Origin of the sequence: Mesorhizobium sp. CO1-1-8, assembly GCF_020164875.1 — a bacterium.
In the GTDB taxonomy this organism is placed as follows: domain Bacteria; phylum Pseudomonadota; class Alphaproteobacteria; order Rhizobiales; family Rhizobiaceae; genus Mesorhizobium.
Genome location: NZ_JAIUGZ010000004.1, coordinates 199,824 through 225,909, shown reverse-complemented (window position 1 = coordinate 225,909; position 26,086 = coordinate 199,824). Strand labels below are relative to the sequence as shown.

Here is a 26,086-nt window from a genome sequence, read left to right as displayed (position 1 = left end):
GCATGCGATTCTGCCTCGATGATTCGGGAGATCCAGGCCGTGACGCTGTTTCGTATGGTTGCGCTGGCGGCGCTGGTCTTCACCGCCCCGGCGCAGGCCGCCGACATGGCCTTCTTCGTCAAGAACCTGCGCAAGGAATCTGTCGCGGTCGAGCTGTTCAGCCGCGACCGTGAGACGGTTTGGCCGGGCAATGACAAGGTGTTCCTGATTGCCCCCGGGTCGCAGAAATCCGTGCCGCTCTCGTGCAATCAGGGCGAACATATCTGCTATGGCGCCTGGGTTGACGGCAATGACAGCCTCTCGGCCGGCGTCGGGCCGGACAATGACCAGCCCTGCGACACTTGCTGCTTCATCTGCGTGGAACACTCGACCGAGACGATCGATCTGGTGCCGTAGAACGCGGAAGTTTCATTCGACCCAAATTAAGTCGGGGATCGGCCAGTCCGGCCCACTTCCGCGATTCAGCGCTGCATGCAATGGTCGCCCCGCGGCCGGGTGGGCCGCTTATTCAGGGGGTTATCATGTTTTACGCCTATGCGCGCCGCACGCTGGTCGCGCTGTCGCTTGCCGCGCTGTTTGCGCCGGCCGCACACGCCGCCGATATCACCTTCGCCATCAAGAACAGCCACCCCAACGCCATGCGCGTCGAACTCTACAGCCAGGACCGCGACTATGTCTGGCCGGGCGACGACAAGGACTACTTCCTCGACGATGGCGAGACCAAACAGCTGCCGATATCGTGCAACGAGGGCGAATCGATCTGCTACGGCGCCTGGGTCGATGGCGACGAGGGCACTTATTGGGGCGTTGGTCCCGGCAACAAGGAAAAATGCGAGGATTGCTGCTATACCTGCAGCGGCGGCGAGACCGAGGAAATCGATCTGGTCCCCTGACCGGCTTGCCAGCTTGACGGTTTTTCCTGCTGGAGCCATAGCCTGGACAGATACCCAGAGCGCGCCGCGTCCATCGGATGCGACGTGCTTCAGGCAAAAGGAGCCCAGCTATGGCCGGCATGGTCGAAAGCGACAAGATCGACGTCGGATTCTCCGGCAAGCGCTGCATCCATTCGCGCAACTGCGTGCTCGGCGATCCGCGCGTCTTCGTGCCCAACGCGCCGGGCCAGTGGATCCATCCCGAGGCGGCCAGCGTCGAGAAGGTCGTCGCCATCGCCGAAAGCTGCCCCTCGGGCGCCATCATCTATGTCAGGAAGGATGGCGGACCGCAGGAGCAACCACCGGTGGTCAACACGGTGCGGCTGCGGGAAAACGGCCCGCTGGCGGTACACGCCGAGATCGTGCTCGACGGCGAGACTTCTTATCGTGCCACGCTCTGCCGCTGCGGCGCTTCGGAAAGCAAGCCGTTCTGCGACGGCAGCCACACCAAATCCGGTTTTGCCGCCACCGGCGAGCCGACGCTGAAGGACACGCCGGCGCTGGAGGCGAGGAATGGCCCGCTGAAAGTGACGCCGACCACCAATGGCCCGCTCAAGCTTGAGGGCAATCTCGAGATCGTCACCGGCACCGGCCACACGGTCGACCGCACGCAACGCACCTTCCTCTGCCGCTGCGGCCATTCCGCCAACAAACCGTTCTGCGATGGTACGCACAAGAAGGTTGGGTTTGTGGGGTAGGTTGATGCTGCCAATCTCCCCCTCGTCGGGGAGATGCCGGACATTTCCCCGACGAGGGGGAGATCGAACTCTGTCGTGGCCCAGCGCTCGCAGCTTTATCGACCGGCCTGCTTCGGCTAAAGGCAGGGGCAGACAAACTCCCCAGCCGGACCGCCGCCAAAAATGACAGCCAAGACCAAGCCAAAGCCGCTGTTCCTCGGGATCGACACCGGCGGCACCTACACCGATGCCGTGTTGTGGTCTGAGACGGAAGGCCCGCAAGAAGGGCCGAACAAGGGCAAGGTGCTGGCCAAGGCCAAGGCGCTGACCACAAGGCATGATCTCGCCGTCGGCATTTCCGGCGCCGTCGACGCGGTGCTGCAAAAGGCCGGCACCGATCCCGCCGCCATCAAGCTGGTGTCGATGTCGACGACGCTGGCCACCAACGCACTGGTCGAGGGCCAGGGCGGCCGCGTCGCGCTGGTGATGGTCGGCTTTTCCGAGGGCGACCTGGCTCGCGACGGGCTGAAGGCAGCACTCGGCACCGACCCGGTGGTTTTTTGTCCGGGCGGCCATGATGTGCACGGCAACGCGGCGAAACTCGATCTGTCCGGGCTGGAGGCAGTGCTGCCCGAACTCGGCGCCTCGGTGTCCGGCTTTGCCGTCTGCGCCTATTTCGCCACCCGCAATCCGGCACACGAGATCGCCGCCCGCGAACTGATCCGCGAAAAGACCGGGCTGCCGGTCACATCGAGCCACGAGCTGTCGGCCAAGCTCGGTGGCCCGCGCCGGGCGCTGACGACGCTGCTCAACGCCAGGCTGATCTCGATGATCGACCGGCTGGTGGCGGCGACCGAAGGTTTTCTCGAGGCGCGCAACATTGCGGCACCGCTGATGGTGGTGCGCGGCGATGGCGCCCTGGTTTCGGCGGCGTTTGCCCGCCAGCGGCCGATCGAGACCATCCTGTCCGGCCCGGCCGCCAGCCTGGTCGGCGCCCGCCACATGACCGGGCTCGACAATGCCGTGGTGTCCGACATCGGCGGCACCACCACCGACGTCGCCGTGCTCGACGGCGGCCGTCCCAGGCTCGATCCGGAAGGCGCCACCGTCGGCGGCTTCCGCACCATGGTCGAGGCTGTCGCCATGCGCACCTTCGGCCTCGGCGGCGATTCCGAAGTGGCGCTGGAAGATGGCGCGCTCAACCCGAAGATCCTGCTCGGGCCGCGCCGCCTGGTGCCGCTGGCGCTGGCCGGCATGGCGCATGGCGTAGCGGTGATTTCAGAGCTGGAGCGCCAGCTGCGCGCGCCCAATCCCGGCCGCATGGACGGCCGTTTCGCGGTGCGCACCGGCGTGCCCGACCGGCTCGCCGCCGGCCTGACCGGCGCCGAAGCCAGGCTTTACGAGGCCATTGGTGCCGTGCCGCTCGCCGTCGACAGGCTTTTGACCTCCAACGCCCAGAACGCGACGCTGAACCGGCTGGTGTCGCGCGGGCTGGTGCATGTCGCCGGCTTCACCCCGTCGGACGCCGCCCACGTGCTGGGCAAGCAGGCGAACTGGGACCCCATCGCCGCGCGCCTCGGCGCCGAACTGTTCGCCCGCAAGCGTGACGGCCGTGGCCAGAACATCGCTGCTTCGCCCGAAGCGATCTCGGAACGAGTGCTGGTGACGCTGACGCGCTGGTCGGCCGAATATATCCTCGAAACCGCCTTTGCCGAGGATGGGCTCGATGGCGCGTCGACGGTGGCGCACGCCCTGGTGCAGCGCGCGGTCGACGCGCATCCCGGCATCGCCCGCCTGAGCGTTGCGCTCGACCGCCCGGTCATCGGCCTCGGCGCCTCGGCGCCGCTGCACTATGCCGGCTTGGCCGACCTGATCGGCAATGACTGCGTGGTGCCTGAGGATACCGATGTCGCCAACGCGCTCGGCGCCGTCGTCGGCCAGGTCAGGGTATCGGCCGAAGCGCGCGTCAGCCAGCCCCAGGAAGGGCTGTTTCGTCTCGCCTCGGGCGAGACCGTGCGCGATTTCCTCGACGAGGCGACGGCGATCGCGGCGGCCGAGGCCGATGTCCGCGCCATCGTCGCGGAGCGCGCCAGGGATGCCGGCACCGACAGCGCCGAGATCGACGTCGCCACCGAATTCCGGGTCTCGACCGTCGAGGCCCAGCGCATGTTCATCGAGGCGCATGTCGTGGCCGTGGCCTCGGGAAGGCCGCGCATTGCGATTTGAGCGAGACGGCGAAATACGCCACCTTCACCCTAAGCTGAATTGACCCGGCAAACCCGACATGCCAAAGGCCCGCAAAGCCTTTCATCTGGAGTAGCCTGATGACCGACCGCATCGAGATCGCCGGATTGCGGATTGCCCGCGAGCTGCATGAGTTCGTGGCCAGGGAAGCGCTGCCGGGCACGGGGATCGAAGCGGACGCCTTCTGGAACGGTTTTTCAGCCATCGTCCATGACCTGGCGCCGAAGAACCGGGCGCTGCTGGCAAAGCGCGATGCCATCCAGGAACAGATAGACGGCTGGTATCGCGACCATGGCGCACCCATCGACATGGATGTCTACAAGGGTTTTCTGAAAGAGATCGGCTACCTCGTTCCCGAAGGCCCGGCCTTCAGCGTGTCGACCGACAATGTCGACCCCGAAATATCAATCGTTGCCGGCCCGCAGCTGGTCGTGCCGGTGATGAATGCGCGCTATGCGCTCAACGCCGCCAATGCGCGCTGGGGTTCGCTCTACGATGCGCTCTACGGCACCGACGCCATCCCCGAAACGGATGGCGCCGAAAAGGGCAAAGCCTTCAATCCGGCGCGCGGCGCTAAGGTCGTTGCCTGGACGAAGGCCTTTCTTGACGAGGCTGCCCCGCTCACTTCGGGCAAATGGGCCGGCGTCAATGGTCTGTCGCTGGCCCAAGGCGCCTTGCGGCTGAGCGCCGGCGCCGGCTCGACGACGCTGGCCGACCCCAGGCAATTCGTCGGCTATCGTGGCGATGCCGCCAATCCCGATGCCGTGCTGCTTGTGCGCAACGGCTTGCACATCGAGATCGTGATCGACCGCAACAACCAGATCGGCCGCACCGATCCGGCGGGCATCGCCGACGTCATCCTGGAATCAGCGCTGACCACCATCCAGGACTGCGAGGATTCGGTCGCCGCGGTGGATGCGCCAGACAAGGTCGTCGCCTACCGCAACTGGCTCGGCCTGATGAAGGGCGACCTGGCGGAAGAGATCACCAAGGGAGGCAAGAGTTTTGTCCGCAAGCTCAATCCCGACCGCTCCTACACCGCGCCCGCCGGCGGCACGCTGACCGTGCCCGGCCGCTCGCTGATGCTGGTCAGGAATGTCGGCCACCTGATGACCAACCCGGCAATTCTTGACCGCGACGGCAACGAGGTCCCTGAAGGCATCATGGATGCGGCGATGACGGCGCTGATCGCGCTGCACGATGTAGGGCCGAACGGCCGCCGCGCCAATTCCCGCGCGGGCTCGATGTACGTCGTGAAACCCAAAATGCATGGGCCGGAGGAAGTCGCTTTCGCCGTCGAGATATTCGACCGCGTCGAGGCGCTGCTCGGCATGACTGAGAATACCATCAAGATGGGCATCATGGACGAGGAGCGGCGCACCACCGTCAACCTCAAGGAGGCGATCCGCGCCGCAAAAGAGCGCGTCGTGTTCATCAACACCGGCTTCCTCGACCGCACCGGCGACGAGATCCACACCTCGATGGAAGCCGGCCCGATGATCCGCAAGGGCGACATGAAGCAGGCCGCCTGGATTTCCGCCTACGAGGCGTGGAATGTCGACATCGGGCTGGAATGCGGCTTGGCCGGCCACGCCCAGATCGGCAAGGGCATGTGGGCGATGCCGGATCTGATGGCGGCGATGCTGGTCGAGAAGATCGCCCACCCCAGGGCCGGCGCCAACACCGCCTGGGTGCCGTCGCCGACGGCGGCGACCCTGCATGCCACGCACTATCACAAGGTCGATGTCCACGCCGTGCAGGCGGCGCTGAAGAACCGGCCGAAGGCCAGGCTCGACGACATCCTGTCGGTGCCGGTCGCGGTGCGGCCGAACTGGTCGCCCGAGGACATCCAGAAGGAACTCGACAACAACGCGCAGGGCATTCTTGGCTATGTCGTGCGCTGGATCGACCAGGGCGTCGGCTGCTCGAAAGTGCTTGACATCAACGATGTCGGCCTGATGGAAGACCGTGCGACACTGCGTATTTCCTCACAGCACATCGCCAACTGGCTGCACCACGGCGTGTGCAGCGAGGACCAGGTGATGGCGACGATGAAGCGCATGGCTGACATCGTCGACCGCCAGAACAAGGGCGACCCGCTTTACCAGCCGATGGCGGCCGATTTCGACGGATCGATCGCCTTCCAGGCCGCCTGCGACCTGATCTTCAAGGGCCGCGTCCAGCCCAACGGCTACACCGAGCCGGTGCTGCACGCGCGGCGGCTGGAACTGAAGGCGCAGCAGAGCTGAGCAGGCACAAACGGCGGATCGGTGGCGTGATTGCCGCCAACGGTCTTGATCAGCCGCGTTTCTCTCAACCAGCGGCGCTGCCGTGTATGGGCGGCGGGTTTTCGGCCTGGCTTCCTCCGGAGTGAGGCGTCAGGAGGCTGCATGGTCCAGGAGCCGGATGGTGGGATCGCGACGGTGTTCGGAGTTGACCCGATCGACGCCTTCCACCGTAATCGCGATCGTCCCGTTTTCCACCCTTGCTATCCAGCCCTTCGCTTTCAGATACCAGAGATGAAACTCGAGATGCTCTCGCGGACAGCCTGACAGGCGTTCGAGCTCCACATCACCGATCCCGGGATTGCTGACGTCGTGCCGGCGCTTGGCGTAAAGCAGCGACAGCAGCCTGGCCTGGATCACGACATCCCGCTCGACGCCTTTGGTGCTGCTGGCTTCCTCGGCCAATTCGCGGCGAAGGCCGGCATGGTCCCTGTGCGCGATGTCGTATTGAGCCCGTTTGACCGGATCCTTGAGCGTGTTGTGGGCTTCCACGATTTCACTGAAGCGGGCTTCATCGCCGGTTTCGCGATTGTCGGGATGATAGCGCATCGCAAAATAGCGAAATATGCGCTCCAGCGTCTCCGAGTTGGCGTTCGGACTAACTTCCAAAACTTCGTAATAGTCAATGAACATAGCGGGCTCCCCGACCGCAATTATATTCGCATTGTCTAAATAAGGAATGTCCAATGCGGAGACCAAGACTTTGGTCCGGCGTCGATGACGTCCACGCTTCTGGAGGAGGAAGAAAATGGCCGGCGCCCGGTCGGGCCGTTGGGCGGTGAGGACGCCGGCCAAGCGGACAATCAGGTCCGCCGCACCGCGGAAAGGATCGATTCGCAGGGGGCCGGGTTATGGCGTGATCGCGGAAGGCAAATGTGGCGAGGTCGGCTTGTCGGGCGGCGAGTGACCTACGCCGCCTGCGCCATCCGCTCCGAGCTCATGCGATAGGAAATCGCTTCGGCCAGGTGGATGCGGCCGACGGTTTCGCTGGCGTCGAGATCGGCGAGTGTCCGCGCCACTTTCAGCACGCGGTGATAGGCCCGCGCCGAAAAGGCGAGCTTTTCGCTGGCGTCCTTGAGCAGCGACAGCCCGGCGGCGTCAGGCATGGCGATCTCCTCGATGACCGAGGGCGCGCAATGCGCGTTGGTGGTGGCGCGGGTGGCGCCGAGCCGCTCGAAGCGTTCGCGCTGGATGGTGCGGGCACGTGCCACCCGCATCGCCACATCGGCGCTTTTCTCCGCTCGGTCGGGCCGGATCAAGTCGCTGGCCGACACCGCCGGCACCTCGATCCTGAGATCGATGCGGTCGAGCAGCGGGCCCGAAATGCGCGCCTGGTAGTCGGTGCGGCAACGCTCGCCGCGCAGGCAGCGATAGCCCGGCTCGCCGGCCATGCCGCAGCGGCACGGGTTCATCGCCGCCACCAGTTGGATGCGCGCCGGATAGGTGACGCGATGGTTGGCCCGCGCGATCATGCAGTCGCCGGTCTCCAACGGCTGGCGCAGCGCATCGAGCGTCTGCGGCGTGAACTCGGGAAACTCGTCGAGGAACAGCACGCCGTGATGGGCCAGCGACACCTCGCCCGGCCGCGCGCGGATGCCGCCGCCGACCATGGCCGCCATCGAGGCCGAGTGGTGCGGCGCGCGGAACGGCCGCCGGTCGGTCAATTTGCCTTCGCCGAGCTCGCCTGCCACCGAGGCGATCATCGACACTTCGAGCAGCTCCTTCGGCGCCAGCGGCGGCAGGATCGACGGCAGCCGCTGCGCCAGCATCGATTTTCCCGAGCCCGGCGGCCCGATCATAAGCAGATTATGCCCACCGGCGGCCGCCACTTCCAGCGCCCGCTTGGCGGTCTCCTGGCCCTTGATGTCGGCGAGATCGGGCAGGTCGCGCGCCGCGGCGTGGATGCCGGCCTCGGGGCGCGACAGCACCTGCGTGCCGCGAAAATGATTGGCGATGGCAATCAGGCTGCGCGGTGCCAGAATGTCGAAATCCTTTCCAGCCCAGGCCGCCTCAGGTCCGCAGGCGAACGGGCAGATCAGGCCCTTGCCCTCGGCATTGGCGGCGATCGCCGCCGGCAAGGCGCCGGCGACCGCGGCAATCGTGCCGTCGAGCGACAATTCTCCAAGCACGACATAGCCGGCCAGCATGTCGCCCGGAATGGCGCCAAGGGCAGCCATCAGGCCAAGCGCGATCGGCAGGTCGTAGTGACTGCCTTCCTTCGGCAGGTCGGCGCCAGATTGACAGTCACCTTCTTCGACGGCATCGACAGGCCGGAAGCATGCAGTGCGGCCTGCACCCGCTCGCGGCTTTCGGCCACTGCCTTGTCGCCCAGGCCGACGATGTGCATGTTGACCTTGCCGGGCGCGATCATCACCTGCACGTCGACCGGCACGGCCTCGATGCCCTGGAAAGCGACCGTGCGAACCCGCGCCACCATCGTGCAACCCCAATTCAGGCTGGCCCCAGCCCTGCATTCAGGCCAGGAACGGCCCCCTGGGGCAGACAATCACACTTCCACGGTCAAATCAAGAACATTACGGGAACACATGACCGCTTGGGTTGCAGCACAATTGAGCGCGGTTGCAAAAACGGAACATGGTTAAGACAAAATGAAAACGGCCTACTTCCGCTTGTCCTCCACCGCGTCCCAGAACAGGCTGGCGATGTCGGCGCCGCCGAAGCGTTTGACCTCGCGCACGCCGGTCGGCGAGGTCACGTTGATCTCGGTCATGTAGTCGCCGATGACGTCGATGCCGACGAGGATGAAGCCGCGCTCCTCCAGCGCCGGGCCGATGCGGGCGCAGATTTCGCGCTCGCGTTCCGTCAGCTCGGTCTTTTCGGCGCGGCCGCCGACATGCATGTTGGAGCGGGAATCATGCTCGGCCGGCACCCGGTTGATGGCGCCGACCGGCTCGCCGTCGATCAGGATGATGCGCTTGTCGCCCTTGCGCACATCCTTCAGGTAGCGCTGCACGATGTAGGGCTCGCGGAACATCTGGCCGAACATTTCCAGCAGCGAGGCAAGGTTGCGGTCGCCCTCGAGCAGATGAAAGATGCCGGCGCCGCCATTGCCGTACAGCGGCTTGACGATGATGTCGCCGAACTCCTTGCGGAAGGCGGCAACTTCGAGTGGATCCTTGGTGATCAGCGTGTCCGGCATCAGGTCGGCAAATTCGGTGACGAAGATCTTTTCCGGGCTGTTGCGTACCCAGGCCGGGTCGTTGACCACGAGCGTCTTCGGATGGATGCGCTCCAGGATGTGCGTGGTGGTGATGTAGTTCATGTCGAAGGGCGGATCCTGGCGCAGCAGGACGACATCCATTTCCGAGAGGTCGGTGCGCACCTTCTCGCCCAGCGAATAGTGGCTGCCCTTCTCGTCGCGCACCTGCATTTCCTCGATGCGGGCAAACACCTTGCCGTCGCGCAACGACAGCCGATCCGGCGTGTAGTGGAACAGCTCATGGCCACGCCGCTGCGCTTCCAGCGACAGCGCGAACGAGGTGTCGCCGGCGATCGACACGGTGGAGATGTGGTCCATCTGGACGGCGATTTTCAGCTTCATGGCGGGTCTCCGGCGGCTCGGATGGACAACTGTCTTGCCTGTACAGGCTCGCTGCCCGTCTGCCAATCGCGACTTGGCATCTGAACCCCGAATGCGCACCTCACATCGATCCTTCGAAACAGGTCGCGGGTGCTCATGGAAAATCGATTTCGCGATACGTTTCCTAAAGGGTTTGCTGCCAGTCTGAAAACAAATTCCGACGTCACAAAACAGGGACACCGATGCAAACTTCGTTTGGCACCGGTCAGGCAAACAGGGAGAGCACGGATCTGGCGTTCACAGATCCGTTGACCGGGCTTGGCAACCATCGCCGCTTCTTCGACAAGGTCGATCGCCTGATCGCCGACCGTGCCGACGATCCCGCGCCCTTTACGGTCGGCATTCTCGACCTCGACGGCTTCAAACCGATCAACGATCTGTTCGGCCACAAGGCCGGCGACGATATCCTGATCCAGGTGGCGATGCGGCTGCGCGCCTCGATGGACGGTCATTCCACGGTCTGTCGCATCGGCGCCGACGAATTCGCTTTTCTCTATCCGATGGTGTTCAGCGAGGAGGCGGCGGCCGAAAAATCCCGCATGCTGATCGAGATCCTGTCGGCGCCCTACGATGTCGGCGAACGCACCGCCAGGCTTTCGGCCTCGGTCGGCTGCTCGCTGTTCTATTCGGGCGACGAGACCACGGAGATCCTCATCAACAAGGCCGAAACGGCGCTCTACCACGCCAAGCGTTCCGGCCGTGGCCGCGTCGTCGTCTACACCCGTGAGATGGAAGAGGCGGCCAAGCGCGTCACCCGCATCGAACAGGCGCTGCGCCGGGCGGTCTCGGCCGGCGAGGTGGAGCCGCATTTCCAGCCCATCGTCGACCTCAACACGCGCCGCACCATAGGCTTCGAGACGCTGGCGCGGTGGACCGACCGCGATCTCGGATCGGTGCCGCCAACCGTCTTCATTCCCATCGCCGAGGAGCGCGGCATCATCGGCCCGTTGTCGCAGCTGGTGCTGCGCAAGGCGACAGAGGCCGCCAGGAGCTGGCCGAAGGACCTGTTCCTGTCCTTCAACCTGTCGCCATCGCAGCTCGTCGACCAGAACACCGGCCTGCACATACTGGCGATCCTCGACCGCACCGGCTTCGATCCGCGCCGGCTGGAGATCGAGATCACCGAGACCGGCCTGATGAACGACCCAGCCTCGGCGGCGCAGATCGTCGAGGATCTGCGCCGCGTCGGCATCCGCGTCTCGCTTGACGATTTCGGCACCGGCCAGTCCTCGCTCGGCCGTCTGCGCGAATTCCATTTCGACAAGCTCAAGATCGACCGCGCCTTCGTTTCCTCCATTCTCGATGACAGGCCGTCGGAACACATCATCCGCGCCATCCTCGCCATGTGCGAGGGGCTCGGCATGGACGTCGTCGCCGAGGGCATCGAGCAGGAAGCGCAGGCCGATCGCCTCGTCCAGTTCGGCTGCGCCGGCGGGCAGGGCTATCTGTTCGGCAAGCCGGTCGATGCCGACGCCACGCTCGGCTATCTCCGCGATTCTTTCCGCGGCGCCCTGCGCGCCAAGGCGATCTGACCGGCGATCCCCGCGATCCGCAATCCTGATGCTGCCGCTATGCGCATCCGGTGCGGCGCATTGTCGTTTTGTCTGACATAAGCCCTGAAATTCGACGGTTCGCCCTTGCCCGCGCGCCTTGCGTGGCTAGGATGCGCGCCGGTCACGCAACAACGCCGCGCGTCTTTCAAGACGCGCAAAGGACGCTGTAACATTTAACATTTGCGCATGATCCCTTTCCGAAAATCGATCCGATTTTCGGGGTCATGCGCTGGAGAGAACAGATATGATGCCATCGGCGCATTTTGCCGACCTCGAAGGAGCCTCGGTGCTGATCACCGGCGGCGGCTCCGGCATAGGTGCTGCACTGACCGAGGGTTTTGTGCGCCAGGGCGCCAATGTCGCCTTCATCGACATCGCCGACGGTCCGAGCACGATACTCGCCGATCGCATCGAGATAGCGTTCGGCAAGCGTCCGCTCTATCTCAAGACCGATTTGCGCGACGTCGATGCCTTGCGTGCGTCGGCGGCCCAGGCGGCCGAGGCGCATGGCGATGTCACCGTGCTGGTCAACAATGCGGCCTGGGACGAGCGCCACGCCGTCGAGGACGTGACGGTCGAGTTCTGGGACAACAACCAGGCCATTAATCTGCGGCCGCATTTCTTCACCGCGCAGGCGGTGGCGCCGGGCATGAAGCGGGCCGGCGGCGGCTCGATCATCAACTTCACCTCGACATCCTATCTGATCAACCACCCCGACATGCCGTCCTACACGGCCGCCAAGGCCGGCATCCTCGGCCTGACCAAGGGGCTGGCCGGCAAGCTCGGTGTGGACGGCATCCGCGTCAACGCCATTGCGCCTGGCTGGGTGATCACCGAGCGGCAGAAAGAGCTCTGGGTGACCGAACAGGGGCTTGCCGCCCACGTCGCCAAGCAGTGCATCAAGCAGGTGATGCAGCCCGACGACATCGTCGGCACGGTGCTGTTCCTCGCTTCGGACGCCTCGCGCATGCTGACCGCGCAGATGCTGATCGTCGATGGAGGTTTCCTGTGAACCCAGCCGGCAACGCACCGGCGGTCGCCGCCGTCGACTGGGGCACGACCCGCATGCGGGTCTGGCTGATCGATGGGCAAGGCAAGGTGCTTGCCGAACGCCGTGGCGATGATGGCCTGATCACCGCCCAGCAAAAGGGCTTTTCGACCATCCTCGAAGGGCATCTGGCGGCGATGGGAGCACCAGCGGCGCTGCCCGTCATCATCTGCGGCATGGCCGGATCCCGCCAGGGCTGGCTCGAAGCACCCTACGTCACCGTGCCGGCGCCGCTTAGTGCCATCCTTGCAGGTGCTGCCAGCGTGCCCGGCCAGAGCCGCGACATCCGCATCGTTCCGGGCCTTGCCCAGCGCCTGACCGATGCGCCCGACGTCATGCGCGGCGAGGAAACCCAGCTTGCCGGCGCCGGCCTGCCGGCCAAGGGGCGCCAGCTGGTCTGCATGCCCGGCACCCATTCGAAATGGGTGCTGGTCGAGCATGGCGCGGTTGCCGGCTTCGGCACGTGGCCGACCGGAGAACTGTTTTCCGTGCTTGCCGAGCACTCGATCCTGCGCCATTCGCTCGGCGAACATCCGAAGCCCGTCACATCGGACAATCCGTTCTTCCGCCGCTGGTGCGAAACGGCGCTGGGTGATGGCGGCGATGTCACCTCGCGGCTGTTTTCTATCCGCGCCGCCGGCTTGCTGCAGGATTTGAAAGCCGACGATGCCGCCGCCTGCCTGTCCGGCCTCCTGATCGGCGGCGAGATCGCCTCCGCCAGCCGCCGTCACGGCGCCGGCGCGGAACCCGTGGTGCTGATTGCGTCCGGCGCGCTGGGAACTCTGTACCGCGAGGCACTCGGCCTTGCCGGACTTGAGGTTCGGGCCGTTGACGCGGACGAGGCGGTGCGTACCGGACTCATCGAGGCGGCGCGCGAGAACGGCATGATCGCCAGAATTGGAGCAGCTCGATGAGCCAGACCGCACCTTTCCCCAAGCTCAAACGCGGGTTGGTCGCCATCCTGCGCGGCCTCAAGTCGACCGAGGCGATGGCCATGGGCCAAGCGCTGTTCGATGCCGGCATCGAGGCGATCGAAGTGCCGCTGAACTCACCGCAACCGTTCTCGTCGATCGCCCGCATCGTCCAGGTGCTGCCGAAAACGGCCCTGGTCGGCGCCGGCACGGTGCTGACGCCGGCCGATGTCGATGGCTTGCACCAGGCCGGAGGGCGGCTGCTGGTCAGTCCCAACATCGATGCCGAGGTGATGGCGCGCGCCATGCACTACGGCATGGTGACGATGCCCGGCGTGTTCACGCCGACCGAAGCCTTCCAGGCGATCAAGCTCGGCGCCTCGGCCCTGAAATTCTTCCCGGCGAGCGTGCTCGGTGCCGGCGGCATTTCAGCGATGCGCGCCGTGTTGCCGGCGCAAACGCTGATCGGTGCCGTCGGCGGCGTCTCCGAAAAAGATTTTGCCGGCTACAAGGCGGCCGGCGTGACCGCCTTTGGATTGGGCTCCAGCCTGTTCAAGCCGGGCATGAGCGTCGACGAGGTGGCCGAGCGTGCGCATGCTGCCGTCGCGGCCTGGGATGCGGTGTTCGGAGAAGCAGGATGAGCGAAGCGATCGTTTCGGTTTTTTCCGATCACGTCTGCCAGCTCGGCGAGGGGCCGAGCTACGATCCCGCCACCGATACGCTCTACTGGTTCGACATCGTCAACAGCCAGCTTCTGCAAAAGCGGCTTTCCGGCGGCGCGACCACCGTCCATGAGCTTGGCCAAATGGCGAGCGCCATCGCCGTCATCGACGACAAGCGCCAGCTGATCGCCGCCGAGACCGGCCTTTATGTCCGCGATGTCGCGACCGGCAAACTGACGCTGCACACGCCCGTCGAGGCCGACAATCCAGTCACGCGCTCCAACGATTCCCGGGTCCACCCCTGCGGCGCCTTGTGGATGGGCACCATGGGCAAGGGTGAGGAAAAAGGCGCGGGTTCGATCTACTGGTTTTTCAAGGGCGAACTGCGCCAGCTGTTTTCGGACATCACTGTCTCCAATTCGATCTGTTTTACCGAAGATGGCGCTCTCGCTTACTACACCGACACCTCGACCGGGCTGCTGATGCGCGTCGCCTGCGACCCGGCGACCGGTCTGCCCGCAGGTGAGCCGAAGCTGTTCGTCGATCACCGCTCGGCCAAGGGCTATATCGACGGGTCTGTGCTCGACCGCGATGGCATCCTGTGGAACGCAGTCTGGGGCGGCAGTGTCATCGAAGCCTATGGACCCGACGGCAAGCTCGTCCGCACGGTCGCCATGCCGGTGACGCAGCCATCCTGCCCGGCCTTTGTCGGCGCCAAGGCCGACCGGCTGGCGGTTACCTCCGCCTGGTCGGGCAAGGATGAGAAACAGCGCCTGCTGGATCTGCAGGGCGGCATGACCTTTCTGCTCGATATTCCCGTCAACGGCCGCTTCGAGCCGCGCGTGCTGATCGCCTGAGCGAACTGGATTCTGCGGTCGGACGGTGCGTTGTCACGCAACCGCCCGCACCGTGTCGGTTTCGCGAGAGCCTGACGTCTTCACCGTGCGATGGTAGGCAATCCTACTGCCGGGGATCGTCATCTCATGCCCAGCCGCAAGCCGAAACTGATCCTCGTCCATGAGCCGGAAAAGGCCTGCCTGGACCGTCTGGTCGCCGACGGTCATGCGCCGCGGCGAGCCGCCGAAATCGCGTCCTATCTGGCGCAGTCGACCGACCTCGCCGCTGAATTCGAGGCGCTTGGCCGCGCCTGCCAGGCGCGCGGCCTGTCTTTTGCCGCAGTGGCGCTCGACGAGGCCGCCAGCGTGCTCGCCGGCGAGCACCCCAGCACAACACTGGTCTGGACGCTGACCGATGGCATCGCCTATTTCCGCGGCGGCGCGGCGCCCGCTCTGGCGCGATTGGGCGGTTTCAAGACGATAGGCGCAGACGATGCGCTGTTCGCGCTCTGCCAGGACAAGTTCCGCTCAGGCGCCGTGCTCGGCGCGCTCGGCCTGCCGGTGCCGCAGGCTGGTCTTTCGCGCGACGGCAGATGGTTGGTCGAGCCGCCGGCCTCGCGCGCCGGCTGGTTCGTCAAGCCCAACCGGCTCGGCGCTAAGATCGGCATCTGGCCGGATTCGCGTGTCACCGAGCTCGACCATGCATTGGAGCTTAGCCGGCGTGTCTTTTCGGCTTATCGCGACGATGTCGTCGTCCAGCCCTATGTCGCCGGCCGCAACGTGCGCGCCAGTTTCCTTAGCCTCGTGCCAGCTGCCGGGGTCGAGGTGCTTGGCGTCGCCTTTGTCGATTCAGGCGCCGATTTCCAGACCATGGCGGATAGTCTGGCGCTCTACGGCGACACCGGCGAGGCAGCGAAAGCGGCGGGACATTATGCCGAACCGGAACTCGTCGCGGTCGCCGACAGCCAGCCGGCCGCCGACGCCACGATACGTGCGATCGCCGGGCGGCTGATGAGCGGGCTCGGCCTGCGCGATGTGTTTTCCATAGATCTCAGGGTCGAGGCCGACGACACCGTCCACCTCATCGAGTTCGAGGTTTGCCCCGGCCTGCCCTGCTTCGATTTTCGCGCCTATTGCCGCCAGCAATGGGGCCTTGAGCTTGTCGACGCCATGGCCGAAACCGCGGTCAGCCGGCTGATCGGCCAAGAGCATCGCGCCGAGAGCAATTCTAGGAAAAGTGTGAAGCGGTTTTCCGTCTAGAATTGCGTCAAAACAAAGAGTAGAGCAGCTCGCCGTTTCCGTGAAACGGTGAATGCTCTAACAGGCGCGGGGGCAGATCGCGGGCCGATCAGCAGACGCGTTTCACTACGGCATTCGCTCGACTGCCTGCAAGGACGGATCCATCTTGTCCCAGGCATGGCCGTGGCTCGTGTAGGTCACCATCTGCGGGCTGAACTGTTCCGGATCGTCGAGGCTGGCCGCGTGGACCACTATAAATTCGGGCATGGCGACGGATATCAGAAACACCGGCGTTCCGCAGGTTGGACAGAAGGTGTGGATTTTTTCATTGCCGCTGGCGCCCGCCACGCGCCAGGTACTCACCTCCCCGGTAATTGCCATATCGGCGCGCTGGCCGAAGGTCAGGTAGGATCCGTGGCCGGTGCCTGAGCGCTTCTGGCAATCGCTGCACTGGCAGTGGTTCTGGAAGATCGGCTCGTCATTGGTTTCGTAACGGATCGCGCCGCATGCGCAGCCGCCGGTATAGCGCTTGGTCATTGTCATTCTCCACGGGCCTGATTCTGCTTGAGGTCGCATCAGGCCGATTTCGGCTTGGCGAAAATGTCGATGCCGCTGCCGGTTTCGAGGAAGGATTTCAGGCTGGACAGCACCGCCGGCCAGCCCTGGCTGACGCCTTTCGCCATGCCGCTGCCGGCCTCGAGTTCGTCATGGCTGACGGTCAGCCGCACCATGGTGTCGTATTCCTCGATGGCGAACGTCACCCGGCTGGTTTTCGATGGATCGTCGGCCTGAGAAGCGTTCGCCCAAGTGATGACGAGGCGGGTCGGCGGCGAAATCTCGACGACATTGCCGACGAGTTCGACGGTCCGTTCGTCATTGGCGCGGATGTGCTCCCATTTCGAGCCCGGCGTCCATTCGGAGACGTTCTCGTGGCCCCAGTAGCGCTTTGCGACATCGGGCTTGATTATGGCCTCGAACACCTTCTGCGGCGTCGAGCGGATATAGGTCACGTAGACAAAGCTGGTCGTTTCCCTGGTCATTGGTCTTCTCCTTCGAGTTCTTGCTTCAGGTCGTGCAGCAAGCTGAGCCGCTGCCGTTCGAATTTACGCACCCAGCGCTCGTAGACTTCGTGCAGCGGCACGGGGTTGATGAAATGCAGCTTCTCTCGGCCGCGCTTGACCGTGCTCACCAGATTGGCCGCCTCCAGCAGGTCGAGGTGCTGGGTGGCGGATTGCCTGGCCATGTCCAGGTTTTCGCAAAGCTGACTGAGCGTCTGCCCGTTCTGCTCGCAAAGAAGGTCAAGCAGCCTTCTGCGTGTCGGGTCGCCCAGCGCTTTGAAAACCTTGTCGGCGTCCATCTGCCTCACTCTGTTGTAGGGCATAATAGGCAGGTAAAAACCTGCATGTCAACCGGCAATTCGACCCGCGCGGAATGACCTCGAGCGAACACTTTTCGGGTTGACCGCTCATCGGCACGGCTCCGCAATTGGCAGCTGCGCCAGGCAGATCACCGTGAAATCGCGGAGCAAAAATATGGAAGATGAGCCTGCGGGCTTCAAACGCCGCCAGGCTTTATCCGATTTTGAGCATGATTTCCGGCGAAAACCGGAATGACTTCTTCGGACCTATGCTTGCAGGACCTCAGGCGCCCTCGACCAGAACGATTTCGCCGTCGGCGACCTTCTGACGGATGGCTACGGCGCGCTGGTATTCCGGCGAGTGGTAGCAATCATGTGCGGCGGCGAGCGATTCGAACTCGATGATGACGTTGCGTGCGCGGCCGGGGCCTTCGGCCTTTTCATGCTCACCGCCGCGCGCCAGGAACTTCGCGCCGAAGCGCTCGAAGGCGGGCTTGGCGGCGGCGACATAGTCCTTGTAGCCTTCCGCGTCGCGCACATCGACACGGGCGATCCAGTATCCCTTGGGCATTTTCCTAGTCTCCGAATTTGTTCTTGGAAGTCTCAGGCAGAGCGCATTTCGTCGAGGATGGCTTCGGCCGCTTCCCGTTTGTTGGCCGCCGCCACGATCGGACGGCCGACGACGAGGTGGCTGGCGCCGTTGCGGATCGCCTGGCCCGGCGTCACCACGCGCTTCTGGTCGCCATGATCGCTGCCCGCCGGCCGGATGCCGGGCGTCACCACCGCCATGTCGGGTCCGACGATGCGGCGCACCGCTTCGGCCTCCGCGGCCGAGCAGACGATGCCGCCCATGCCGGCATGCAGCGCCTGTTCCGAGCGCCTGAGCACCAGCGTATGCGGGTCGTACTCATAGCCGACGTCGATCATGTCCTGCTCGTCCATCGAGGTCAGCACGCTGACGGCAAGCAGGCAAAGGTCGCTGCCGCGCGCTGCTTCCACAGCCGCCGCCATCGCCTTGGGATAGGCATGGATGGTCAGCATGGTCACGCCCATCTTGACGATGTTTTCGACGCCCTTGGCCACCGTGTGGTCGATGTCGAGCAGCTTCATGTCGAGGAAGACCTTGGTGCCGCCGCTGGCCAGTTCCCTGGCGAAGTCGAGCCCGTCCGCGAAGGCCAGCTGATAGCCGATCTTGTAGAATGAGACGACGCCGTCGAGTTCGCGCACCGCCTGCTCGGCTTTTCTCACAGTCGGCACGTCGAGGCCGACGATCAGTCTTTCCTGCATGGATTTGGCCTGCAAGGCACCGGCGATCATGTCTCTATCCGGGTGGACAGCATGCGCGAGGTTTCGATCAGCGTGCGGCATAGATGCTCCATCGATTTGTGCAATCTTTCGTCACGGAAATTCCCGTCCTCGTCGAAGGCGTCGCCGCCCTCGGGCACCGAGCATTCCGGCGTCACCACTTCCATCTGGCAGCGCACCAGAACGGCGCGCAGATGGTTGATACAGCGAATGCCGGCAAAGTGGCCGCTGGAGGACGAGCAGAGGCCAACGACCTTGCCGGCCAGCGGCCTGACCGGCCGACCGGCATCCCTGCGCACCCGGCTCACCCAATCGATCGTGTTCTTGAGCAGCGGCGGAATGGAGCCGTTATATTCGGGCGTGGCGATCAGCAGCCCGTCATGGGCGACAATCAGACGGCCGAGTTTCTGGGCGTTTTCAGGAACGCCTTTTTCCTTTTCCAGGTCCTCGTCCATGATCGGCAGGGGGTAGTCGGCAAGCGAGATGCGGGTCACCTCGGCCCCTTGCATGGCAAGTTCCTTTTGCGCCACGTCGGCCGTCCTGCCGCTGTAGGCGCCGCTGCGCACCGAGCCGGCGAAGACGAGGATTTTCGGGATCACTGCCATTGGCCACCCTTGTTCCCGGACAGGTACAGCCAGAGGCCGCCCAAATCAACGCCAACTTCGCCATTCCTGGGCGAAGCAGGGGTGAAGCTCCGTCGCGGAGACCCTGGGATCCATGCCGCGACCTTTGACGAAGAGTGCCGCGGAGCAGAGTTTTGCACAGCAGCAGCGCTTTGATGTCGCGGCATGGATCCTCGGATCTGCGCCGCGTCGCTGCGCTCCTTGCTCCGCCCGTGGATGACGACGTGAGGGATGTTTCCGCCAATCGCTGAGCTATGCAGTCACCGCTAGGAATCGCGAACGGCTCTGCACCGAGGAATTAGTGCGCCTCGCGCCGATAGATCCACAGCTGCGTCGGCGGAATGTTGCGGAAGATGAAGTCGAAATGCTTGACCGTGTAGTCGCCGCGGCCGGCCGGAATCGGCGACATCGGGCCATAGGTCAGCTGCACGATCGGCCGTCCGGCCGGGATGCGGTCGAGCAGGCTCTCGATATAGGCAATGCGCTGGGCGACTGGAAAGTTGAGCAGCGGCACGCCAGAAACGACGGAATCGAAGATCATCCCGCTCTTGTCGCCAAGCGTGGCGTTGAGGTTGAAGGCATCGCCCTCGATGACGTTGACGCCGGGATAAAGCCGCCGCAGGTGACGGACGAAATCCGTGGAATACTCGACAGCGTAGAGGTTCTCGGGCGGTACGCCCTGGGCGAGGATGGCGCGGGTGATGACGCCGGTACCGGGACCGACCTCGAGCACCGGCAGGCCGGATTTAGGGTTGACGATCGAAGCCATCTTGCGCGCGGTGATCGAACTGGTCGGCACGATCGAGCCAACCGTCTTCGGCTTGTCGATCCAGCCCTTGAAGAATTTGAGTTCGTCGTCGAACTTTTCGACAAGCGCCTTCCGCAGTCCAGGGCCACGTGTCATGCAAGCTCTCCTCAGCGCTCCCCGCAAGTTACTTAGCACCTGAGCGGTGCTAGGCAAGGCGCGGCCGGACGCATGTCGTGGATAAGATAATTTTCGTCGCGTCTCAAGCGGTGACGCGATTCAAGGATTTACGCGTCGCAAATCGGCTTACGCGGGCCAAAGTGCATCAACGCTCGCCGAAGGACTCGAAGAAATCCTTCATGCGGGCAAAAAAACCGCTCGATTGGGGCGAATTGTCCTGCGAGGAGAGCTGTTCGAACTCCTCCAGCAGTTCGCGCTGGCGGCGGGTCAGGTTCTGCGGCGTCTCGACCGCGGTCTGGATGTAGAGGTCGCCGATATTGGGCTGGCGCAGCACCGGCATGCCCTTGCCCTTCAGGCGGAACTGGCGCCCGTTCTGCGTGCCTTCGGTCACCTTGACCTTGGTCTGCGTGCCGTCCAGCGTCGTCACCTCGAAGGAGCCGCCAAGGGCGGCCGTCGTCATCGAGATCGGCACCTTGCAATAGAGATCGGCGCCGTCGCGCTGGAAGAACTCGTGCGGTTTGACCGCCAGGAAAATATAGAGGTCGCCCGAGGGCCCGCCGCGCAGGCCGGCCTCGCCCTCATTGGCAAGGCGGATGCGGGTGCCGTCCTCGATGCCGGCCGGGATGTTGACCGACAGCGAACGCTCCTCGGTGACGCGGCCCTGGCCGGCGCATTTCGGGCACGGATCCTTGATCGTCTGGCCGCGCCCCTGGCATTGCGGGCAGGTGCGCTCGATCGAGAAGAATCCTTGCGTGGCGCGCACCTTGCCGTGGCCGTTGCACATCGAGCAGGTGACGGGCTGGGTGCCGGGCTTGGCGCCGCTGCCCGAACATTCGGAGCACGAGATCGACGCCGGCACCCGGATTTGCGCGGTCTTGCCGGCAAAAGCCTCCTCCAGGGTGATTTCCATGTTATAACGCAGGTCGGCGCCGCGCTCGCGGCCGCCCGACGAGCGGCGCTGGCGCCCGCCCATCATGTCGCCGAAAATATCCTCGAAGATATCGGCGAAACCGCCGGCGCCGAAACCTTGCGCGCCGCCATTCATGCCGCCCTGTTCGAAGGCGGCGTGGCCGAAGCGGTCATAAGCCGCGCGCTTCTGCGGGTCTTTCAGCGTCTCGTAGGCCTCGTTGATTTCCTTGAACTTGTGCTCGCAGGAATGATCGCCGGGGTTGCGGTCGGGATGGAACTGCATGGCGAGCTTGCGGAAAGCGCTCTTGAGCTCCTTCTCGTCGGCGCCTTTTTGGACGCCCAGCGTCTCGTAGAAATCAGCTTTCATTTTTTCCCGCTGTCCGGATGCTCAACGTCTTGAAGCATTGTTGCGTCTCTTGCCGGCACTGACGCTTCGATTTAGGTGCGATGGAAGGGGGATGCCAGTGTCGACGCGGCTTTGCCTGCATTTTTTCAGCAAGGCCCGCTGTTTTTCTGCAACGGGTTGCAAAAAAGCCCGGCCTTCGCCGGGCTTTTCGCTTTATCTTGCCGTCAAACGGTTCAGGCCGACTTCTTCTTGTCGTCGTCCTCGTCGATTTCCTCGAAATCGGCGTCGACAACGTCACTGTCCTTGGCGGCGTCCGCCTCGGCGTCGGCTTCCGCCGCTTCCTTCTGCGAAGCCTCGTACATGGCCTGACCAAGCTTCATCGAAGCCTCGGCAAGCGCCTGGCTCTTAGCCTCGATGTCGGCCGCGTCGTCGCCTTCGGTCGCGGTCTTCAGCGCCGCGATCGCGTCGGAGATCGCCGTGCGCTCGCCTTCCGAAACCTTGTCGCCATAGTCCTTCAGCGACTTCTCCGAGGAATGCAGCAGCGCTTCGGCCTGGTTGCGAGCCTCGACCAGCGCACGCCGCTTCTTGTCCGTCTCGGCATTGGCCTCGGCGTCCTTGACCATCTTCTCGATGTCGGCGTCCGAAAGACCGCCCGATGCCTGGATGCGGATCTGGTGCTCCTTGCCGGTGCCCTTGTCCTTGGCCGAAACGTTGACGATGCCGTTGGCGTCGATGTCGAAGGTGACCTCGATCTGCGGCACGCCGCGCGGCGCCGGCGGAATGCCGACCAGGTCGAACTGGCCGAGCGCCTTGTTGTCGGCGGCCATTTCGCGCTCACCCTGGAAAACCCGGATGGTCACGGCCGACTGTGAGTCCTCGGCCGTCGAGAACACCTGGCTCTTCTTGGTCGGGATCGTCGTGTTGCGTTCGATCAGGCGGGTGAACACGCCGCCCAGCGTCTCGATGCCGAGCGACAGCGGCGTCACGTCGAGCAACAGCACGTCCTTGACGTCGCCCTGGAGCACGCCGGCCTGGATGGCGGCGCCGAGAGCGACGACCTCATCCGGATTGACGCCCTTGTGCGGCTCCTTGCCGAAGAACTGCTTCACGATCTCCTGGATCTTGGGCATGCGGGTCATGCCGCCGACCAGGACAACCTCGTCGATCTCGCCGGCCTTCAGGCCGGCATCCTTGAGCGCTGCCTTGCAAGGGGCAATCGTGCGCTGGACCAGGTCGTCGACCAGCTGCTCGAACTTGGCGCGCGTCAGCTTCAGCGTCAGGTGCTTCGGCCCGGTCGCGTCGGCGGTGATGAAGGGCAGGTTGATTTCGGTCTGGGTGGTCGACGACAGCTCGATCTTGGCCTTTTCAGCCGCCTCCTTGAGGCGCTGCAGGGCAAGCTTGTCGTTCTTCAGGTCGATGCCTTGTTCCTTCTTGAACTCGGCCGCCAGGTATTCGACCAGGCGCATGTCGAAATCCTCGCCGCCGAGGAAGGTGTCGCCATTGGTCGACTTGACCTCGAACACGCCGTCGCCGATCTCGAGCACCGAAATGTCGAACGTGCCGCCGCCAAGGTCATAGACGGCAATGGTCTTGCCTTCCTTCTTGTCGAGGCCATAGGCAAGCGCTGCCGCGGTCGGCTCGTTGATGATGCGCAGCACTTCAAGGCCGGCGATCTTGCCGGCATCCTTGGTCGCCTGGCGCTGGGCGTCGTTGAAATAGGCCGGAACGGTGATGACCGCCTTCTCGACCTTCTCGCCGAGATAGGCTTCCGCCGTCTCCTTCATCTTCTGCAGGATCATGGCCGAAATCTGCGAGGGCGACTGCTTCCTGCCGCCGGCCTCGACCCAGGCATCGCCATTGTCGCCCTTGACGATCTTGTAGGGGACAAGCTTCTTGTCCTTCTCCGTCACCGGATCGTCATAGCGGCGGCCGATCAGGCGCTTGACCGCAAAGATGGTGTTTTCAGGATTGGTGACCGCCTGGCGCTTGGCCGGCTGGCCGACCAGACGTTCGTCGTCGCCGCTGATGGCGACGATGGAAGGCGTCGTGCGCGCGCCTTCCGCATTCTCGATTACCTTCGGCTCCTTGCCATCCATGATGGCGATGCAGGAGTTGGTTGTGCCGAGATCGATACCGATTACTTTTGCCATTTTTCTAGTCTCTCCGCTAAGCAGGCTCTCTGGACCCGTACAGGCGTTCCGACGAAAGCCCCTGTTCACAAGAAATCCCGTTCCGGCAACCGGCATTCCGGCGCCGAACGGCTTGGCGCGTATATAAGAACAGCCGGCATCGCGCGCAAGCATTCTGCGCAAGGCTTCCATGAACCTTTCCGTCTCCGCCTGCGACTGATCTCCAGGTGCCGCATGGTGCGGCCCGGAAAGGAAGCCCCCATGACCAATAACCCAGAGGCTCAGCGGTCTCCGGGAACAACAGGAGCTCGGCGCGACCACCGCCTTCGGGACAGGGTCGATGCGCTGGGCTTTCCGCTGATTCCGTTGACCCTGCGTAAGAGCAGGCGTATCGTGACAATGAGGAAAGCAGACAATTCGATCAGGGAAGAACGAGCCGGACCGCCGCGCCTTGCCCTGATTTGCGCGGCCAGATCCGACGTTCTCCCGTCGACTACGGGGGGTAGTGTCATGTCTCGCATCCGCGGCTCGTTCGTGTCGTCTCTTGATGACGGCTTGCGTCGCGCCGTGCATCCAGGCGGGGTGCTGGCGCTGGCACTCGGCCTATGGCTGGGCGCCGCCCAGGCGCAGGAAACCCGGATCATCTATCCCGGTTCGATGGCGGTGACCGGATTCTCCGGCACCGTCATTCCCAATTTCGATTCTTCTGACTCCGAAAAGGGGGGCCTGCCGCCCGGCGTCGATCCGGTCGACGAAACCTTCATCGACACCACGCGCGCCACCTTGCGGGTGTTCGACGTCTCGCATCTGGGCGGACCGGCCGCCGGCCAGCTGGTCAACACGCCGCCGCCTTTCGAGGTCACGGCAGAGCAGATCGGCCAGGTGTTCGGCGTCACCTATGACGATGGCGTGCGCGACGGCGTTCCATCGGGCATTCCCAATCTCTATGCCGGCGCCACCTCGCTGCACGGCATCCGCATCGTCACGCCCGACGCCGACGATGACGGCCGCCCCGAGCGGCAGCGCCGCGGCGCTGCCGGCGCCACCTTCATGGATGGCCAGTTCGGCACCGAAAACGGCGGCGGGCCGGGCACCGTCTGGAAGATCGACGGCATCACCGGCCAGGTCTCCAAATTCGCCGACATCGACACCAACAGCGGTCCCGGCATCGGCAATCTCAATTTCGACGCCACTCATCGCCAGTTCTTTGCGTCCGATCTCGATACCGGCCTGATCCATCGCATCGACGCCGAAGGCAGGCTGATCGACAGCTTCGATCACGGCGTTGCCGGCCGTCCCGCACATGGGCTCGCTCCCGTCGCCGACGACGGGTCGGTGATGGACATACAAGGCGCGGCCTTCGACAGCGAAGACCCCGACAGCTGGGGCTACACGCAGGACGAGCGCCGCGTCTGGGGCGTCTCCTACCATGGCGGCCGGCTCTACTACTCGGTCGGCGAAAAGTCGGAAATCTGGTCGGTGGGCATTGCCCGCGACGGCAGTTTTGCCGGCGACCCGCGCTGGGAACTGACGGTCAAGGCCGACAAGGACTACGCCGTCACCGACATCGCCTTCGACAACAGCGGCTTCATGTACCTGGCCCAGCGCGGCCCGGTCGAAAACCGCTACGATTACAGCCAGTTTGCCGATTCCGGCAAAGGCGAGGTCATCCGCTACTTCAGAGAGAGCCCGGACGATCCGGAAACGGAATCGGTCTGGGTCGAAGTGCCGCAGGAATATGGGGTCGGCTTCCCGCAGGGTTTCAGGCTGTCGGCCGGCGGTCTAGACCTGCAATATGGCTATGACGCCGACGGCAATCTCGACACCTCGGTCTGCACCCAGACGCTGGTCAACACCGGCGACAAGCTGCGCGACAATCCTTCACTCGCCGAACAGCTCGCCGCCGGCGGGCCGCTGGCCGTGCATGGCGTGCAGATCACGCCGAAAGAGCTCGTCAAGCCGGCCAATGTGCCGCCTTTCGGCTCCTGGTTCGTCGACTTCGACGGCTATTTCGAAGACCCGGAGGTCGAGGGTCATGTCGGCGACGTTGCCGTCTGGCATCCCTGTGAGGGCCGCGCCGGCTATTATGAAGAAATCCCGGGCGGCTATCTGCCCCCCTTCTACCCGCCGGACTTCCCACCGCCCGGCAATCTGCCTCCGTGCATCGATGTCGAGGATATCAGGTATTACTGCACGCCTCGCGGCCTCCAGGCCGATCTCTATCTCCATGACCATGCCGGCTTCGGCGGCGATTCGATCAAGGCCCAACCTTCGAATGAGACAAAGTCCAGGACACCAGGCGTCGGGGTGACATCATCCCAGTCGCATGCGCCCGGCAAGCCTTACACAATCGACATCACCGGCCACTATCCGGGCGACACAGTCGATGTCGGGCTCTGCTTCTACAGGAAGTCCGACAAGGACAAGGGTGGCTACTACCCTTGCTGCAAGATGACTTTGCCGCTCAGAACCCCAGCCGTCAGCTGCGAACGTTGAGGAGGGGA

The 26,086-nt window shown here is 64.2% G+C and carries 23 protein-coding genes and 1 pseudogene; 12 read left to right on the top strand and 12 right to left on the bottom strand.

The window, feature by feature from the left end; all coding sequences use genetic code 11:
* Positions 1 to 39: 39 nt before the first annotated feature.
* The 5 genes from LB558_RS09995 (at position 40) to LB558_RS09975 (ending at position 6,102) form a co-directional block, all read left to right on the top strand.
* On the top strand, positions 40 to 396 hold the full coding sequence (locus LB558_RS09995) for a hypothetical protein (RefSeq protein ID WP_224697406.1): 357 nt from the start codon (positions 40 to 42) through the stop codon (positions 394 to 396).
* A gap of 125 nt (positions 397 to 521) precedes the next feature.
* Positions 522 to 893, top strand: a complete 372-nt coding sequence (locus tag LB558_RS09990) for a hypothetical protein (RefSeq protein WP_224697405.1) — start codon at positions 522 to 524, stop codon at positions 891 to 893.
* Positions 894 to 1,003: 110 nt separating this feature from the next.
* Positions 1,004 to 1,630, top strand: coding sequence for a CDGSH iron-sulfur domain-containing protein (locus tag LB558_RS09985; protein WP_224697404.1), 627 nt, complete (start codon positions 1,004 to 1,006; stop codon positions 1,628 to 1,630).
* Positions 1,631 to 1,792: 162 nt separating this feature from the next.
* Positions 1,793 to 3,835: a hydantoinase/oxoprolinase family protein gene (locus tag LB558_RS09980; RefSeq protein ID WP_224697403.1), complete on the top strand. Its 2,043-nt coding sequence runs from the start codon at positions 1,793 to 1,795 to the stop codon at positions 3,833 to 3,835.
* 98 nt (positions 3,836 to 3,933) lie between these two features.
* Positions 3,934 to 6,102: a malate synthase G gene (locus LB558_RS09975; RefSeq protein ID WP_224697402.1), complete on the top strand. Its 2,169-nt coding sequence runs from the start codon at positions 3,934 to 3,936 to the stop codon at positions 6,100 to 6,102.
* Positions 6,103 to 6,231: 129 nt separating this feature from the next.
* Here LB558_RS09975 and LB558_RS09970 read toward each other — a convergent pair whose 3' ends face one another.
* The 3 genes and pseudogenes from LB558_RS09970 to gshB form a co-directional block, all read right to left on the bottom strand.
* Complete coding sequence (locus LB558_RS09970) at positions 6,232 to 6,771, bottom strand: J domain-containing protein (RefSeq protein WP_127261448.1); 540 nt, start codon at positions 6,769 to 6,771, stop codon at positions 6,232 to 6,234.
* Positions 6,772 to 7,046: 275 nt separating this feature from the next.
* A pseudogene (locus LB558_RS09965) lies at positions 7,047 to 8,575 on the bottom strand (YifB family Mg chelatase-like AAA ATPase).
* Between the two features lie 183 nt (positions 8,576 to 8,758).
* Positions 8,759 to 9,700, bottom strand: a complete 942-nt coding sequence (gshB, locus tag LB558_RS09960) for a glutathione synthase (protein WP_224697400.1) — start codon at positions 9,698 to 9,700, stop codon at positions 8,759 to 8,761.
* 221 nt (positions 9,701 to 9,921) lie between these two features.
* On the opposite strand from gshB, the gene LB558_RS09955 reads away from it, so the two are divergent.
* From LB558_RS09955 to LB558_RS09930, 6 genes are all read left to right on the top strand, one after another.
* Positions 9,922 to 11,271 (top strand): putative bifunctional diguanylate cyclase/phosphodiesterase, encoded by a 1,350-nt coding sequence (locus LB558_RS09955; protein WP_224697399.1) that lies wholly within the window; start codon positions 9,922 to 9,924, stop codon positions 11,269 to 11,271.
* Between the two features lie 265 nt (positions 11,272 to 11,536).
* Positions 11,537 to 12,304, top strand: coding sequence for an SDR family NAD(P)-dependent oxidoreductase (locus LB558_RS09950; RefSeq protein WP_224697398.1), 768 nt, complete (start codon positions 11,537 to 11,539; stop codon positions 12,302 to 12,304).
* Positions 12,301 to 13,254 (top strand): 2-dehydro-3-deoxygalactonokinase, encoded by a 954-nt coding sequence (locus LB558_RS09945; protein ID WP_224697397.1) that lies wholly within the window; start codon positions 12,301 to 12,303, stop codon positions 13,252 to 13,254. Before LB558_RS09950 ends, LB558_RS09945 begins: the two co-directional genes overlap by 4 nt.
* Positions 13,251 to 13,892: a 2-dehydro-3-deoxy-6-phosphogalactonate aldolase gene (locus LB558_RS09940; RefSeq protein ID WP_224697396.1), complete on the top strand. Its 642-nt coding sequence runs from the start codon at positions 13,251 to 13,253 to the stop codon at positions 13,890 to 13,892. Before LB558_RS09945 ends, LB558_RS09940 begins: the two co-directional genes overlap by 4 nt.
* Positions 13,889 to 14,770: an SMP-30/gluconolactonase/LRE family protein gene (locus LB558_RS09935; RefSeq protein WP_224697395.1), complete on the top strand. Its 882-nt coding sequence runs from the start codon at positions 13,889 to 13,891 to the stop codon at positions 14,768 to 14,770. The genes LB558_RS09940 and LB558_RS09935 overlap by 4 nt, the downstream gene beginning before the upstream one ends.
* Before the next feature lie 126 nt (positions 14,771 to 14,896).
* A complete protein-coding gene (locus LB558_RS09930) occupies positions 14,897 to 16,009 on the top strand; it encodes a D-alanine:D-lactate ligase-like protein (RefSeq protein ID WP_224697394.1) in 1,113 nt (370 codons plus the stop codon).
* A gap of 105 nt (positions 16,010 to 16,114) precedes the next feature.
* Here LB558_RS09930 and LB558_RS09925 read toward each other — a convergent pair whose 3' ends face one another.
* The 9 genes from LB558_RS09925 to dnaK all read right to left on the bottom strand — a co-directional run bounded on the left by LB558_RS09925 (position 16,115) and on the right by dnaK (position 23,603).
* Complete coding sequence (locus LB558_RS09925; protein ID WP_224697393.1) at positions 16,115 to 16,525, bottom strand: GFA family protein; 411 nt, start codon at positions 16,523 to 16,525, stop codon at positions 16,115 to 16,117.
* Between the two features lie 38 nt (positions 16,526 to 16,563).
* Complete coding sequence (locus LB558_RS09920) at positions 16,564 to 17,028, bottom strand: SRPBCC family protein (RefSeq protein WP_224697392.1); 465 nt, start codon at positions 17,026 to 17,028, stop codon at positions 16,564 to 16,566.
* Positions 17,025 to 17,345 (bottom strand): ArsR/SmtB family transcription factor, encoded by a 321-nt coding sequence (locus LB558_RS09915; RefSeq protein ID WP_027040204.1) that lies wholly within the window; start codon positions 17,343 to 17,345, stop codon positions 17,025 to 17,027. The genes LB558_RS09920 and LB558_RS09915 overlap by 4 nt, the downstream gene beginning before the upstream one ends.
* Positions 17,346 to 17,628: 283 nt before the next feature.
* Positions 17,629 to 17,916, bottom strand: a complete 288-nt coding sequence (locus tag LB558_RS09910) for a DUF1330 domain-containing protein (RefSeq protein WP_023762651.1) — start codon at positions 17,914 to 17,916, stop codon at positions 17,629 to 17,631.
* Positions 17,917 to 17,948: 32 nt separating this feature from the next.
* A complete protein-coding gene (pyrF, locus tag LB558_RS09905; protein WP_224697391.1) occupies positions 17,949 to 18,662 on the bottom strand; it encodes an orotidine-5'-phosphate decarboxylase in 714 nt (237 codons plus the stop codon).
* Entirely contained in the window at positions 18,659 to 19,255 is a 597-nt protein-coding gene (locus tag LB558_RS09900) for an NADPH-dependent FMN reductase (RefSeq protein WP_224697390.1), read from the bottom strand. The genes pyrF and LB558_RS09900 overlap by 4 nt, the downstream gene beginning before the upstream one ends.
* 316 nt (positions 19,256 to 19,571) lie before the next feature.
* A complete protein-coding gene (gene pmtA, locus LB558_RS09895; protein ID WP_224697389.1) occupies positions 19,572 to 20,177 on the bottom strand; it encodes a phospholipid N-methyltransferase PmtA in 606 nt (201 codons plus the stop codon).
* 166 nt (positions 20,178 to 20,343) lie between these two features.
* On the bottom strand, positions 20,344 to 21,474 hold the full coding sequence (dnaJ, locus tag LB558_RS09890) for a molecular chaperone DnaJ (RefSeq protein WP_023810873.1): 1,131 nt from the start codon (positions 21,472 to 21,474) through the stop codon (positions 20,344 to 20,346).
* Positions 21,475 to 21,686: 212 nt separating this feature from the next.
* On the bottom strand, positions 21,687 to 23,603 hold the full coding sequence (gene dnaK, locus LB558_RS09885) for a molecular chaperone DnaK (RefSeq protein WP_224697388.1): 1,917 nt from the start codon (positions 23,601 to 23,603) through the stop codon (positions 21,687 to 21,689).
* 489 nt (positions 23,604 to 24,092) lie between these two features.
* Between dnaK and LB558_RS09880 the strand changes: the two genes are divergently transcribed.
* Positions 24,093 to 26,078: a hypothetical protein gene (locus tag LB558_RS09880; RefSeq protein ID WP_412033456.1), complete on the top strand. Its 1,986-nt coding sequence runs from the start codon at positions 24,093 to 24,095 to the stop codon at positions 26,076 to 26,078.
* Positions 26,079 to 26,086: the final 8 nt, after the last annotated feature.